Origin of the sequence: Streptomyces sp. NPDC048352 (genome assembly GCF_040651895.1) — a bacterium.
Lineage (GTDB): Bacteria > Actinomycetota > Actinomycetes > Streptomycetales > Streptomycetaceae > Streptomyces.
This window is the reverse complement of record NZ_JBEZKZ010000017.1, coordinates 95,399-110,007: the sequence shown is the minus strand read 5'-3', so window position 1 is coordinate 110,007 and position 14,609 is coordinate 95,399. Positions and strand designations below refer to the sequence as shown.

The 14,609-nt window shown below is 74.1% G+C and carries 9 protein-coding genes; 2 read left to right on the top strand and 7 right to left on the bottom strand.

The window, feature by feature from the left end:
- Positions 1-95, top strand: a 95-nt coding sequence (locus AB0D45_RS12310; RefSeq protein WP_361608646.1) for an adenosylhomocysteinase, incomplete at its 5' end; no start/stop codon positions are given.
- 26 nt (positions 96-121) lie between these two features.
- Entirely contained in the window at positions 122-1,288 is a 1,167-nt protein-coding gene (locus tag AB0D45_RS12305) for a prephenate dehydrogenase (RefSeq protein WP_362457606.1), read from the top strand.
- A gap of 51 nt (positions 1,289-1,339) precedes the next feature.
- Here AB0D45_RS12305 and AB0D45_RS12300 read toward each other — a convergent pair whose 3' ends face one another.
- From AB0D45_RS12300 to AB0D45_RS12270, 7 genes are all read right to left on the bottom strand, one after another.
- Positions 1,340-1,900, bottom strand: coding sequence for a winged helix-turn-helix domain-containing protein (locus AB0D45_RS12300; protein WP_361601530.1), 561 nt, complete (start codon positions 1,898-1,900; stop codon positions 1,340-1,342).
- Between the two features lie 90 nt (positions 1,901-1,990).
- Positions 1,991-3,091 carry a methyltransferase gene (locus tag AB0D45_RS12295; RefSeq protein WP_361601527.1) on the bottom strand — a complete coding sequence of 367 codons (1,101 nt, stop codon included), beginning with the start codon at positions 3,089-3,091 and terminating at the stop codon, positions 1,991-1,993.
- 32 nt (positions 3,092-3,123) lie between these two features.
- Positions 3,124-3,321: an MbtH family protein gene (locus AB0D45_RS12290; protein WP_361601524.1), complete on the bottom strand. Its 198-nt coding sequence runs from the start codon at positions 3,319-3,321 to the stop codon at positions 3,124-3,126.
- Between the two features lie 20 nt (positions 3,322-3,341).
- On the bottom strand, positions 3,342-5,735 hold the full coding sequence (locus tag AB0D45_RS12285) for a M20/M25/M40 family metallo-hydrolase (RefSeq protein WP_362457602.1): 2,394 nt from the start codon (positions 5,733-5,735) through the stop codon (positions 3,342-3,344).
- On the bottom strand, positions 5,732-6,832 hold the full coding sequence (locus AB0D45_RS12280; RefSeq protein ID WP_362457600.1) for a hypothetical protein: 1,101 nt from the start codon (positions 6,830-6,832) through the stop codon (positions 5,732-5,734). Before AB0D45_RS12280 ends, AB0D45_RS12285 begins: the two co-directional genes overlap by 4 nt.
- The gene (locus tag AB0D45_RS12275; protein ID WP_362457597.1) at positions 6,829-11,283 is read right to left on the bottom strand and encodes an amino acid adenylation domain-containing protein; all 4,455 of its coding nucleotides are present in this window, start codon (positions 11,281-11,283) and stop codon (positions 6,829-6,831) included. The genes AB0D45_RS12280 and AB0D45_RS12275 overlap by 4 nt, the downstream gene beginning before the upstream one ends.
- A complete protein-coding gene (locus AB0D45_RS12270) occupies positions 11,280-14,606 on the bottom strand; it encodes an amino acid adenylation domain-containing protein (RefSeq protein WP_362457594.1) in 3,327 nt (1,108 codons plus the stop codon). Before AB0D45_RS12270 ends, AB0D45_RS12275 begins: the two co-directional genes overlap by 4 nt.
- Positions 14,607-14,609: the final 3 nt, after the last annotated feature.

Below are 14,609 nucleotides of genomic sequence, written 5' to 3'. Positions count from 1 at the left end.
TCGGCGTCAAGCTCACCACCCTGCGCCCCGAGCAGGCCGCGTACATCGGCGTCCAGGTCGAAGGCCCGTACAAGCCCGACCACTACCGCTACTGAGCACGCCGGAACGGAGTGGCAACAAGGTGATCACCATCGAACCCACGGACGAGACGGACGCGCTGACCACCGTCACCGTGATCGGCACCGGGCTGATCGGGACCTCCATCGGCCTCGCGCTCACCCAGCACGGTGTCCGCGTCCATCTCCAGGACGTCCACGCGGAGTCGGTACGGATCGCCGAGGCCAGGGGGGCGGGCACCGCGCTCGCCCCCGAGCGCCGGACGGACCTGGCGGTCATCGCCGTGCCCCCGCACAGCGTGAACGCCACTCTGGCCGACGCGCAACGACGCCGGATCGCCCGCCACTACACGGACGTGGCCAGTGTCAAGGCGTCGCTCCCGGCCGCCGGGGCGGGCTCCGGCTGGGATGCCTCCCGCTTCGTCGGGGGGCATCCCATCGCCGGGCGGGAGCACCCCGGCCCGGGAGCGGCCCGCAGCGACCTGTTCCAGGCCAAGCCGTGGATCCTGACCCCCAGCGCGGACACCTCGCGGGCGACGACCGCCACCGCCCGCCGGCTGATCGGCCTGTGCGGGGCGGACGCGGTGACGATGCAGGCGGAGGCGCACGACCGCGCCATCGCGGTGACCTCCCACCTGCCCCACCTGGTCAGCAGTCTGATGGCGCGGATGCTGCGGTCCTACGACCAGCGGGCGCTGGGACTGTCCGGCTCCGGGCTGCGCGACTTCACCAGGATCGCGGCCGGCGACCCCGAGCTGTGGACCGACATCCTCGGTTCCAACGCCACCGCGGTGCTCGGCGCCCTGGAGAGCCTGCAGCACGACCTGGAAATGACCAGGCGCGTCCTGCGCGCGCTGGCCGGAGCCTCGGAGGCCGGCGTCTCGGACGTCCCGGCCTACCGCGAGCTGCTGCGCCGGCTGCTGGAGGAGGGCAGGGCGGGGCAGCTGCTGATTCCGCAGAAGTACGGGGCGGCGGGCCGCGCGTACGACAAGCTGCAGGTCCTCCTCACGGACCGCGAGGGCGAACTCGCCCGGCTGCTGGCCGATGTGAGCGAGCTGAACGTGAACGTCGAGGACCTCTGGATCGAGGACTCCGCGGACTCCCCCGTCGGCCTGGCCGTTCTCTCGGTCGACGCGAGCGTGACCCCCGCGCTGTCGGACTGGCTGGAGGAGCGCGACTGGGCCGTGTTGAGGGAATCCCTCTCGGCGGGTCCGGTGTCCGAGCCGGTCTGAGCCGGGCCCCCGAGGGGGGCGGCCGGGCAGGGGAGAGCGGGGCGTGAGCCGTCAGCCGGCGGTGAGCGCCCCGTTCGCCGTTTGCGCCCGGCCCGCCTGTCCCGGCATGCCCTGCGTCAGCTCCTGGAGCAGGTAGCCGCGGCCCCACGCCGTGCTGATGCCCAGTCCCAGGGGGGCGATGCGCCGGCGTATCCGCATCATGTGCAGGTCGAGCGCGTTGCGGCTGGCCCGGGAAGCGTCCGTCAGATGCGCGAGCGACTCCCTGGCGACCAGTGACCCGTAGTTGCGCACGAGCTCGGCGACGATGGCGACCTCCGTGGGAGAGAGCACCACCGAGCCGCCGTCGAACTGCAGCTCCCCGTCCACGCCGAGGGTCGGGACGCGGTAGGTGCCGGCCTTGGCGCGCAGCGCCATGACCCGCGCCTCGAGGTCTTCTCTGCTGACCGGGGCCCTGACCCAGTCCTCTCGGAGGTCCGCTGTCAGCGGCGGCGTCGCGCCGTTCTCCACGAGAAGGATCCGCAGGGCTCCGAGTTCCCTGCACTTCTCCCGCTTCGCCGTTTCCAGCGGCCAGCGGACGATCCTCACCTTGTCCTTGTCCGGGGTGGTCGACATGAGGTCCTCTGCGGTGCGGCATGACGGAGGCCCGTGCAGCGGCCCGACCTCCGCCTGAGGGCGGGACCGGGCCGCTGCACGGGCCGTTGACTACTTGGTGGCGATGATGACGCCGTGGGGGGTCCAGCCCGGGAACTCGATCCGCTCGAAGGACTCGGGGTTGAAGCCGGCCTTCGTCAGGGACTCCTCGTAGGTGGCCCAGGAGTAGATCATCCCGCCCTCGGCCGGCAGCGCGGCGAAGTAGACGCTGTCGAGCGCCGCCACGACCGGGCCGTCACCCTCGTCGTTGGACATCGAGTTGAAGATGATCACCCGGCCGCCCTCCGGCAGGGCGTGGTAGGCCTTGCGCAGCAGCGCGGTGTTCTCCTCGGGGGTCCAGATGACGAGCTGGTGGGCGAACATCACCGTGTCGTAGCCGGTGGGGAACTCGTCCGCGTGCATGTCGCCCGGCTTGACCGTGATCCGGTCGCTGAGGCCGGCCTCGGCGATCTTCTTCTCGGTCAGCGGGGCGGTCGGCGGGATCTCCAGGATGCCCGCCTCGATGTGCGGGTTGGCCTGGGCCAGCGCGATCGAGTTGACGGCGTCGCCGCCGCCGCAGTCGAGCAGCTTGGAGGTGCCGGACAGGTCCAGGACCTCCACCAGGTGCTGGTTGGCCAGCTCCGACCAGGACCGCATGTACTTGTAGAAGACCTGCTCCATGTGCGGGTTCTCGTTGAGGCGGTGGTACAGGTCGCGGCCGGAGCCGCGCACCCGGCGCAGACCGACGTTGCTGTTGGCGCGCAGCGACTCGGTGAAGTCGATCTGGCCCTCGTAGCAGACGTACTGCTCGAAGCCGACGGTGTCCTTGAAGCGCTGCCAGTCGTCCGTCTTGAGGAGCTCGGCCAGGACGGTGGCGAGCTGGTAGCGGCCGTCCTCGACGGTGAGCATACCGAGCGACGTGGCACCCAGCAGGAGGATGTCGTTGGCGCGGTCGGCCAGGCCGAGCTCGGCGCCGATCTGCGCCTTGGTCAGGCCGGGCTTGTTCTCCAGCAGCTCGAAGAGGTTGAGCTCGCAGGCCGCGTTCAGGTACTGGAAGGCGGAGGCGCCGAAGAGGATCCAGGCCAGCCCGTCCATGTCCAGGGGGGCCTTGCCGGTCGGGGGGCCGCCGACGAGGTTCTGGGCCGCGGAGGTGTTGTCGAGGGTGACGGTCATGGTGCTGTTTCTCCTTGTGTGGTGGTGCGGGGTCAGGCGGCGGGGGCGGGGGTGGGACCGGCCCATACCGTCTCTATGTGTGCGAGGCATGCGCTGCGCGGACCGTCGAAGCCCGCCGACCGCCAGCCGGCGGGAACGGGGCGGTCCTGCGGCCAGATCGAGTACTGGCCGGCGTCGTTGACTACGACCGCGCAGGGGACGAGGTCGTCTTCGCCCAGGAAAGTGGCCAACCGGGTCACTCCTTTCGTTTTCATGCCGGCCCTTCCCGGACCGGAAGGTGCACCGTCCGTACGACGAGCGAGGCGTTGCCCCAGGTGTCCACGTCGAGGGCGGCCGCCGGGCTGATGTGCTCCGGGATCCCGGCGGTGGGATCGGTGCCCGGAGCCGCCGCGAGCTTCTGCGGCAGTCCGTCGATCCGGTCGAGAACCCGCAGCCGGGTCGCTTCGGACGACGGAAGTTCGAGTTCGACCCGGATGCCCGAGTCGGGTACGGCGTGCAGCCACAGCTCCCAGCTGTCGTCCTCGGCCGGTGCGGCGGAGGCGGGCTCGGACCACGCGCCGTCCTCGACGCGCCAGCGGCGCACTGCGCCTCCGACGACGGCGAGGGACAGTTGGCGGGCGCCGCGCGGCGAGCGCAGCCGGAGCAGCAGGCGGCGCCGGCCGGCCTCGCCGGCCCCGTCCTCCAGCACGGTCACCTCGGGTGCCGGCAGGTCGAGCCGCGGGGCCGGGGCGTACAGGAAGTCCCGCTCCCAGCCGGGGAAGTGCTCCGGCAGGCGGCCCTTGGCGGGCTGTTCGCCGAGGAAGGCGCGGGTCCGCTCCGAGGCGGACTCGTCACTGCTGATCCACAGCGCCTGGGAGCGCTCCGGGTCGAGGAGGTGGCTCAGGGTCTCCGGCGGGGGAGCGCCCTTCCCGCGCCGCAGGAAGCGCCGCGCCGCCACCCCGCCGGCCAGCAGCAAGCCCGCGGCCGCGGTGGCCCTGCGGGCGCGGCGGGGCAGCTCGGCCAGGGCCGGGGCGGCCAGTTCGCCGCAGAGCTGCAGGGCGACGACAGCGGTACCGGCCAGGCGCGGGGTGAGCCCCTTGAAGAGGAGCCGGGACAGCGGGACGAGCAGGGCGGCGGCCGGGGCGGCCGCTGCCGCGGCGCCCATCGCGTGGCGTACGGAGGGGGCCGGGCCCGCACCGGTCGCGGGGGCTGCCGGCCGTTCGGAGCCGAGCAGCCACAGCCCGGCGCCCGCGCCGGCCAGCGGCCAGGTCGTCAGGTAGCTTCCGCCCGGCAGTCCCGCGGCGAGCGCGGCCGAGGCGGCCGCCAGCGGCAGGGCGGCCGCGGCGGTGCGGGCCGTGGCCGCCGTACGGTCGCCCGGCCCCGCGAGGACCGCGGCGCAGGCGAGCCCGGCGACCGCGGCGTAGATGTCGCCGGAGCCGTGGAAGTCGCCGTGCCGGCGGAACTCGGGGGCCAGCTTGCCCATGGCTGCGGTGAACACCGTGCCGGCGGCCGCGCCGGCGGCGATCCGGCCGGCCAGCAGGGCCCCGGTGCCACCCAGCCGACGGCCGGTCAGGCCGCCCTTGCGCAGGGCGTGCCCGAGGCCGCCCGCGCACAGCAGGCCGGCCGCGACGGTGAGCGGGACGACGGCCTTGCCGGGGACGCGGACCAGGTGCCCGCGTCCCAGGGGGAAGAAGACCGCGTCCTCGCCGCCGAGTTCGGCCAGGTCGGCGGAGCCGAGGCGGCGGGTGAGCGCCAGGGCGAGCTCGCCCTGGTGCTGGAGGGCCGAGGGGTCCACGTGGTCGATGTCGTCGAGGGGCCCGTGGTAGGCGGCGAACCCGCCGATGTGGGCGAAGTTGAGTCCCGGGATGCCCTGTTCCTTGACGAGGGCGAAGTCGGTGGCGTTGGGCATGCGCCGGTAGATGGCGTCGAAGAGGGAGCTGGCGAACACGGGCACGCCCGTGCGGGCCAGTTCCTCCAGCATGGGCCCGTTGCCCGGACCGGCCTCGAACATCAGCACGGGGCCTTCGGTGCCGCGTGCCTCGAAGTTGAAGGCCACGCCCACCGTCTTCGCCAGCGGGTGCCGGTCGAAGAAGGCACGGGCGCCGAGCAGCCCCGCCTCCTCGCCGTCGGTGAACACCACCAGGACGTCGTTGACGGGCTGTTCGCCCTCGGCGCGGAGCGCGCGGAGCGCCTCCAGCAGCGCGGCCACCGGAACGCCCGCGTCGCTGGCCCCCGGGCCCTGGGACACCGAGTCGTAGTGCGTCATCAGCAGCATGGCGTGCCCGGGCACCGAGCCCGGCAGCCGGCCGATGACGTTGCGCACCACTCCGCCGGTCAGGTACCGCGGCCCGTAGGGCGTGGGCCCCAGGTCGTGGCCGGCGACGGCCTCTTGGACCTGTGTCTCGAAGCCCAGGTCCTTCAGTTCGGCGAGCAGGTAGTCGCGGACCAGGGCAGCGGCCGGCGAGCCGACCGGGTGGGGCTCCCCCGCCACCGCCCGGACGTGGCGCATGGCGCGCTCGGCGGAGAACTGCTCCTGGGGAGCGCTGTCCGGGCGGGGTCGCGGCGAGGTGAGCGAGGTGGCGGCGTACGCCGCCGCGGCGCAGGCCGCGGCGGCCGGTCCGTAGCGGGCCAGGCTCCTGCGCAGGGCGTCGGCACCGCGGTTCACGAAGGGTCTCCCTCAGGTGTGGCGGGCTGCTCGGGAAGCGAGCTGAGCCGGATCTTGCGGAACTGCCCGATGACGCCGACGGCGGACCGTGACGAACCCTGCGCCGCCAGCAGGCTGGGCGACTGGTCCCCGACGAAGTGGTCGCACACACCGATGTGGGAGTCGTAGGCCTCCCCGAGTGCCGCCCGGAACGCGGCGGGCCGCACGGATCCCCGGGCCGCCAGCCACTCCCAGGCCTCACGGGAGCGGGCGAGTTCCTTGATCAGGACCTCGTGGTCGCGCCAGTGCAGGCCGCTCATCTTCGGGGGTGCGACGGGAGGCATGAGGGTGGGGCGGATCTGCTGGTTGTACTGTTCCCGGTTGGCGTCGCCGGCGTAGAGCAGTGCTCCCTGGCAGCCGCGCATCAGCGCCTCCGCGGCGGCGGCCGAGGCCTCCGCCCCGGGCAGGTCGCCGCGGGCCGCGCTGTCGCGCATGCAGGCCGTGGCGAGCGCGCAGCCCTGTGCGAGGACCATGAAGACGTGGTGTCCGCGCACCCACCGGCGCAGGGCGTCCTGGTGGACGGGCGGGCCCGGCGGGGCGACGGCCGGGACGGGCCGGGGCCGGGGCGCGCTGTGCGGGTCGGCGAGCCAGTCGAGCAGCGCGTCGAACCCGCCGAGGAGGCGCTCCCAGGCCGGCTCGTCCAGATGGGAGCCGCGGTCCGCGGCGACTTCGAGGATCCCGACGAGCGCGGCGAGGGCCGCGTCCACGAGGAGCTCGGTCACCGGTCCGCGGGTGCGCACGATCCCGAAGGCCAGGTCGTTGTCCCGGTTGGCCTCGGACTCCGCCGGATCGTCGCCGACCGGGACGGTGCCGGCCGGGGCCAGGGCCGCTCGGGTCTGCCTGACCTGCGCGAGCAGCGCGTCGAGGTCGGTCCGGGCGCCCGGGCGGGCGAGGCCGCGCACGGCCTCACCCGCCCGGGCCGCCGCGGCGGCCCGGACCTCGTCGAGCGTGCCGGGCAGCTCCTCGGGCCGTCCCATGCGGAAGGGCACGGTGGCCACCTGGGCCACGTAGTCGGGCTGGCCCTCGGGGTGGACGGCGGTGTCGGCCGGCGCCGTCATCGTGCCTCCAGCGTGGCGGCCGGGTCGTCGTGGACGACGTCCGCGGGCGCCGGCATGAAGCCGGTGCGCACCAGGTAGTCCATGACGGCGTGGGCGTCGGCCTCGGTGGTCGGCGGGCAGGCGATGTCGCTGCCGGCCAGCATGCGCAGGGTCTCGGCGCATTCGAGGGCGGGCTGGACCTCGTCCATGTACTTGGGGTCGAGGGCCCGGTGCGGTTCGGCCTCCGCGTCCTTGATGAGGGGCACGAGCGGGTACAGCAGGTGGCTGGGGCCGACTCCGAGGGCCCGTCGCCTGCCCTCCTCGAAGGGCACGATGTCGAACTCGTACCCGTAGCCCTTGATCCAGTCGCAGAAGGTGCGCAGGGGCACGGGCGCCGGGTTGAAGAGGTGGTAGAAGCCGGCGAGCGCTTCCCTCTTGCCGGAGATGTGCACGATGGCGGAGGCCACGTAGTCGACCGGGATGACGTCGAAGATGCGGGGGTAGTCGGGCAGGATGCGCATGGGCAGGAAGCCGCGGAGCGCGACCAGCAGGTAGTCGATGGTCTGGGTGGCGCCGTTCTTCGTGTGGCCGAGGATGAGGCCGGGGCGGAAAACGGTGACCGGGATGCCGCGGCGGCGGGCCTCGTCCACGACCTTCTCCGCCACCCACTTGCTGCCGGTGTAGCCGGCCGGAACGCCGACCGCCGAGTGCAGCGGCGCGTCGTTCTCCAGGAACGGGCGGGGCATGTGCGTGGCGAGCAGGGTGTCGATGGTGGACACGTGGTGGACGGCCTTGAGCCGGGTGGTGCACGCCAGCTCCAGCACCCGCTGGGTGCCGCCCACGTTGGCGGCCTTGAGCGCGGAGTAGGGGTACACGAAGTTGACGAGCGCACCGTTGTGGTAGATCACGTCCACGGTGGCGGCCAGGTCGTCCCACTGCTCCTGCGTCAGGCCCAGGCGCGGCTCGGCCAGGTCGCCGGTGACGGCCGAGACCCGGTGGAGCTGGTCCTCGACGTCGATCTCGTAGAGGGCGAAGCCCTCCTTCAGACGTTCGAGCGCGTGCTCCTCGTCGCGGGCCCGGCACAGGGCCACGACTTCCGCGTCGGTGCGGCGCAGCAGCTGCTCGACCAGGTGCAGGCCCAGGTAGCCGGTGGCGCCGGTGAGGAAGACGCGCCGCGGGTTCTCCCAGTCGGCCTCGGGCAGTCCCTCGGGGCTGATGGAGGGGTCGAGGGTGCCGTCGCCCTCCAGGGTGGCGGCGTGCTTGCGGCCCAGGACGCCGGCCAGGCCCTCCCGGCGGTAGACCTCGATCGTCTCGGAGACGCCGGCCACGGTGGGCGTACGGAAGAACTCGTGCAGCGGGATCTCGACGTCGTGCTTGCGGCCCAGCAGGGAGGCCAGCTTCGCCAGGATGAGCGAGGTGCCGCCGATGTCGAAGAAGTCGGCGTGGATGTCGATGTCCGGGAGGCGCAGCACCGAGGCGAAGGCCTCGGCGACGGAGCGCTCCAGCGCGTTGCGCGGCTCGGCGGGCCCGTCCTGGCCGGCGGCGGGCGCGGCGGTCTGCCGGGCCAGCAGTTCGGCGACGCCCCGGCGGTCGGTCTTGCCGTTAGGGGTGAGCGGCAGCTCGTCCAGCACCGCGAACCGGTCGGGCACCAGGTAGCCGGGCAGCTCGTCGGCGAGAGCCGAGCGGACCTGCTCGACGGACGGGCCGTCGCCGTCGGCGACCAGGGCGGCCGCCAGACGGGCGTTCTCGGTGCCCGCGTCCAGGGCCACCACGGCAGCGTCGCGGATGCCGGCCACGGCCTTCAGCACCGACTCGACCTCGGAGAGCTCGACGCGGTGGCCGCGGATCTTGACCTGGTCGTCGACGCGCCCCAGGAACTGGATGGATCCGTCGGGGAGCCTGCGGCCCAGGTCACCGGTGCGGTAGAGGATGCCGCCCGCGGCGTCGGACGCCTGCGCGAACGGGTCGGGCAGGAAGCGGACGGCCGTCAGCGCCGGCCGGTCGTGGTAGCCGAGGGCGACTCCCGCGCCGGTGACGACGATCTCGCCGGGGACGCCCTCCGGTACGGGCCGCAGCTCGGCGTCCACGACGTGCACCGCCGTGTTGGACACCGCGCGCCCGATCGGCACCGGAACCGTACGGTCGCCGCGCGGCACGCGGTGGCCGGTGGCATCGATGGTGGCCTCGGTCGGGCCGTAGAGGTTGGCGACCTCGGCGGACCAGGTCGATTCGACGGCCTCCAGCAGGGTGTCGGTGAGGGGTTCGCCGCCGCTGAGTACCAGGCGGATGCGGGTGCAGGTGCCCGCCTCGCGGTGGTCGACCAGCAGGGACAGCAGGGAGGGAACACCGCCGAGAACGGTGACCTGGCGCTCGCGCAGCGTCGAGATCATCTCGCCGGGGTCCTTCATCTGCTCCTCGGTGGCGAGGACGATCGAGGCGCCGGTGGCGAGCGGCCAGAACGTCGCCCAGACGGAGGGGTCGAAGCAGAAGCTGTGGTTGTGCAGCACCCGGTCGTCTTCGGTGAGCCGCCAGTTCGCCTGCCGCCAGGCGATGTTGTTGACGACGCTGGAGTGGCGCACGACGACGCCCTTGGGGCGGCCGGTCGTGCCGGAGGTGTAGATGAGGTAGGCGGCGGCGTCGGCGGGGACCCGGTCGGGGCGGCGCGCGCCGCCGTTCGCGGCGGCGCCGGACAGCTCGTCCAGCAGCAGCGCGGGGACGCCGAGGTCGCCGAGCAGCTGCACGGAGCTCTCGGTGATCACCATCGAGGGCCGTGAGTCGGAGAGCAGGTAGCGCACCCGCTCCTCGGGGTAGGCGGCGTCGACGGGCACGAAGGCCGCGCCGGCGGCGAGCACCGCGAGCAGTGCCGTGACCGTGGAGGGGCCGCGGCGCAGCCACACCGCGACGCGGTCGCCCGGGCGCACCCCGCGCGAGGCCAGTTCGTCGGCCAGGCGTGTGGCGTCCGCCCACAGCTGGGCGTACGTGACCTGGCTGTCGCCCTGCCGCAGCGCGACGGCCTCCGGCGTGGCGGCGGCCTGGGCCTCCACGAGGTCGACGAGCGAGCGGGGGTCGGCCGCGGTCCGCTCACCGCGGCCGGCCTCCAGGGCGAGTCGGGCGCCCTCGGCGTCGAGCAGCGGTACGACGGCGCCGGTGACCTCCGGGGAGCCGCCGGGCAGGATCGCCTCGAGGACCGCGGTGAGCTGGTTGCCCAGCGCGCGCACCCGCTCCTCCGAGTACAGCTGGACGTCGTAGTCGATCTGTGCGAGGACCAGGCCCGGCAGGAGGCGGACGGTCACCTCCAGGTCGTACTCGGTGCCGGAGGCGCAGCCGCCGACCTGTCGGCCGGTGCCCAGGGCGCCGCCGAGCGGTTCACGGGCGTCGACGGCCCGCACGACGCTCTGCGCGTACGGGGTGCGGCTGAGGTCCCGGCGGGGCGGGGCCACTTCGAGGAGATGGGCGAGCGGCACGTCCACGGCGGGGGCGCGCAGCTGTCCCCTGACGGCGGCGAACAGGTCCGACAGCGGTGCCTCGGCCGCGTCGTCGACACGGATCAGGCGCAGGGTGTCGAGCGGGCCGACGACCTTGGCCGACTCCGCGCCGCGGGCGGTGCGGACACCGCACACGGCGGCGCCGGTGGCCTGGGAGCGCATGAGGACCACGAGCCAGGCGGCGGCGACCGCGGCGTCCCAGTCGGCGGCCTCGGCGGCCTCGGCGGCGCGCGACGCGAGGGCGAGCGGCAGCGGCAGTGCCAGGGAGGCGTAGGAGTTCCCCTTGATCTCGGGGCGCGGGCCGTAGCCGGGGATCTCGGTGGCGGCGGGGCGGGCCAGTTCCTCGGCCCAGCCGGTCACCGCGTCCGCGAGACCGGGCTCGGCAAGACGCTCGCGCTCCGCCGTGAGGGCGGCCTCCAGGGCGTCCGGAGCGCCCGCAGTGCTTTCCGCGTCGTCGTCCGCGTCGCCCAGCAGTTCGGCGACGAGCAGGTCCAGCGAGGTCGCGTCGAGGACGAGCCGGTGCCCGGCGAGGACCAGTTCGGCGGCGCCCCCGTCGGCCGAGCTCAGCAGCAGGGCGCGCAGCAGCGGTCCGTGGCCGAGGGAGAACTCCTCCTCGACCAGGTGGCGGATGTGCTCCTCGGTCCGCGCGGGATCCGTGGACTCGGGCGCGTTCACCGTGCGCAGTGCGACCTCGGCGAAGGGCTGGACCAGGCGCACGGGCCGCCCGGCGACTTCGACGAACACGCTGCGCAGCGCCTCGTGGCGGGAGACCAGGGAGGCCAGGCGCAGTTGGAGCCGTGCGGCGTCCGGAACCCCCTTGAGGCGGTACCGGCCGGTGACGACGGCCCAGGAGCCGCCGGCGATCCCGCCGAGCAGCCACAGGCGGCGTTGCTCCACGGACAACGGGGTGGCCGATTCCGCTCCGCGCTCTTCGAGTACGCGGTGCAGGGTGTCGGTGAACGTCTCAGTGGAATCGTGCCGGGTCACGGCGAAACCTCCAGGGGAACGGGGTCGGAGCCGAGGACGGGGGCGGAGCGGCGGACCGTGGGGAAGTCCCATCCGTCGTCGTCGGCCGTACGGCCCTCGGGCAAGGGCTCTGCGGTCTGCTCCGCACGCCCGTTTGGGTCTTGGGGTGGTGTCTGGTTCGCGGCGCCGCTCAGCTGGCCGACGGTTCCGGCGAGGCGCGCGACCGTCGGTTCCATGAAGAACTCGGCCACGGGAACGCGGGCGCCGAGGTCGCGTTCGATGCGCTGGAGCAGGTCGGCGGCGAGCAGCGAGTGGCCGCCGAGGCCGAAGAAGTCCTCGTGGACGCCGACTTCGGGAACGTCGAGGAGTTCGCACCACAGTGCGGCGACGGCCCGTTCCGCTTCGGTCGAGGGGGCGACGCGCTCGCTGCCGCCCTCCAGGCGCCGGCCGGTGCCCGCCAGGGCACGGCGGTCGATCTTGCCGTTGGGGTTGAGCGGGATGGCCGGCACGGCGTACAGCTCGGACGGCAGCATGGACGCGGGCAGCACCTCGGAGAGCGCCTGCCGCAGCCGGGCCGCTTGTCCGGCCGTGTCGAGGGCGCCGTGGTCGGCGACGAGGTAGCCGGCGATGCGGGCGTTGCCGCGCGGGTCGAGCACGGTCGCCGCGGCGTCCCGCACTCCGGGCAGGCCGCGCAACGCGCTCTCGACCTCACCCAGTTCGATGCGGTGGCCGCGGACCTTGACCTGTTCGTCGACACGGCCGACGAACTCGATCAGCCCGTCGGAGCGCAGGCGTACGACGTCACCGGTGCGGTAGAGCCGCTCGCCGGGATGGCTCGGGTCGGGCACGAACCGGGCGGCGGTGCGTTCCGGGTCGTCGAGGTAGCCGAGCGCGACTCCGGGCCCGCCGATGAGGAGTTCACCGCAGACGCCGGGCGGTACGGGGCGCAGGTGCGCGTCGGCCACCAGGACGCGGGTGCCCGGGATGGGGCGGCCGATGGTGACGGGTTCCCCCGGGCGGACCATGGCGGCGCAGGACCAGATGGTGGTCTCGGTCGGGCCGTACAGGTTGTGCACCTGGGCGGGGGTGGCGGCCAGCAGGTCGGCAAGGTCCGGCGGCAGCGCCTCGCCGCCGCACAGCAGCTTGAAGCCGGCGCGGGGCCGCCAGCCGGCGGACATCGCCAGGCGCCACACGGCCGGGGTGGCCTGGGCGACGGTGAGGCCGGGGGTGCTGAGCCGGGCGGCGAGATCGGCGGCGCCGCGCTGGGCGGTGGAGGGTGCGACGACGACGGTGCCGCCGGTGACGAGCGGGCCGAGGAGTTCGAGCAGCGAGATGTCGAACGCCGTCGTCGTCAGCGCCAGCAGCCGGTCGTCCGGTCCCAGTCCCAGACGCCCGGTCAGGGCGTGCAGGAACGAGGTGAGGGAGGCGTGGCTGACGGCGACGCCCTTGGGGCGGCCGGTGGAGCCCGACGTGAACATCAGGTACGCGGGATCGTGCGGTCGTACGGCCGGCTCGGCCGGCACGGCGTCGCCGTCGCCGGCCGGGCCGGTGAGGGCGCCGATCGCCACCGCGCGGTCCCGGTGGACCGGTGCCAGCCGGTCGGGGTCTTCGCAGACGAGGGCCGCGGGAGCGGCCTGCTCCAGGATCAGCTCGCGGCGCGGCAGCGGTGCCGCGGGGTCGACCGGCACGTACACGGCGCCGGCCCGCCAGCAGGCCAGCATCGCGACCACGGCGCGGAGGCCGCGTTCGGCGAGGACGACCACGCGGTCGCCGGCGCCCACCCCGCCGGCGCGCAGCCGCGCGGCGGCGGCGTCGACGCGCCCGGCGAGCGACGCGTAGTCGAGGGAGCCCTCGTCGTCGCGCACGGCCTCGGCGTGCGGCCGGCTCCCGGCGAGTTCGCGGATCCGCGGCCACACCAGCGGCCAGGGCTGTTCCAGCGGGCCGCCGTCGAGGAAGGCGTCGAGGGCGGTGCCGGGACCGTTCCCGGCCAGGTCCACGGCCGAGACCGCGACACCGGCATCCCGCAGGATCTGCCGGAGCGCGGTGTGCAGCTGGTCGGCGAAGCGCTCGGCGGTGGTGCGGTCGAAGAGCGCCGAGGCGTATTCGAGGAACCCGTCGATCGCCCCGGTGCCCTCCTCGAAGAGGAACAGGGAGAGGTCGACGCGGGCGTTGCCGCAGTCCACGTCCTCGACGTCCACGCGCAGGCCCGGCAGGTCCCAGCCGCGCCGGACGTCCTGCTGGAGGCCGAACATCACCTGGAAGACGGGGTTGCGCTCGGGCATCCGCGGCGGTGCCAGCAGCTCCACCAGCTCCCCGAAGGGCAGGTCCGCGTGCTCCAGGACGCCCGTGAGCCGGTCGTACAGCTGCCGTACCAGTTCCTCGAGGGTCGGGTCGGCGCGCAGGTCGGCGCGGAGCGGGCAGGTGTTGGCGAGGTAGCCGACGGTCCCGGCGAGGTCCGCGTGAGAGCGGTTGGCGACGGGCAGGCCGACCAGCAGGTCGTCGGCGCCGGCGTTGCGGGAGAGTACGACGGTGTACGCGGCCAGGAGCGTGGTGAAGGGGGTCACCCCGCGCTCGGCGGACCAGTCGCGCACCCGGTCGGCCAAGGCGGCGTCGAGGCGCACGGGGACCCGGGCCCCGGCGTACGACTGGAGCGGCGGCCGGCGCCGGTCGGTGGGCAGGTCGAGGAGCTGGGGGGCTCCCGCGAGGGTTCGGCTCCAGTGGTCCCGGGCGGCCTGGCGCCGCGCGGACCACTCGGGGTCGGGGGACTCCTCGCCGCCGTTGTTCCACACCACGTAGTCGGCGAACTGCAGGGGCTCGTCGGCGCCGGCGGGGCGGCTGCCGATGTACTCCTCGAGCAGTTCGCGCAGCACGATCTGGAGGGACAGTCCGTCGCAGACGGCGTGGTGCACGCTCAGCAGCAGGACGTGGTGGTCGTCGGCGAGCCTGGCCAGCAGCCCGCGCAGCAGGGGCGGCTGTGCCAGGTTCCAGCCGCGCTGGGCCTCCTGGCGCGCCAGTCGCTGCACCTCCCGGTCGAGTTGCCCGGCCTCCAGACCGCGGCCGCCCAGGTCGACGAGGGGCAGCGAGACGGTGACGCCGGGGACGACGACCTGCGTGAGCGTGCCGTCGATCCGGCGCAGGCCGGTGCGCAGGGCCTCGTGGCGTTCCACGACGGCGCTGAGGGCGGACTGGAGGGCGGTGCGCTCCAGGGCGCCGCGCAGGTCCATGCGGACGGCGAGGCCGTACGCCTTGCCGGCCGTCTCGTTCATCCGGTCCAGGAACCAGAGCCGTTCCTGTCCCGGGGATGCGGGGAAGAGATGGGCGTCGGGTGGGATCCGGTCGCTCACGAG

Excerpts from the sequence above, each read along its gene's own strand:
- AB0D45_RS12300 (WP_361601530.1), bottom strand. The coding sequence starts at position 1,900 with ATGTCGACCACCCCGGACAAGGACAAGGTGAGGATCGTCCGCTGGCCG.
- AB0D45_RS12295 (WP_361601527.1), bottom strand. The coding sequence starts at position 3,091 with ATGACCGTCACCCTCGACAACACCTCCGCGGCCCAGAACCTCGTCGGC.
- AB0D45_RS12280 (WP_362457600.1), bottom strand. The coding sequence starts at position 6,832 with ATGACGGCGCCGGCCGACACCGCCGTCCACCCCGAGGGCCAGCCCGAC.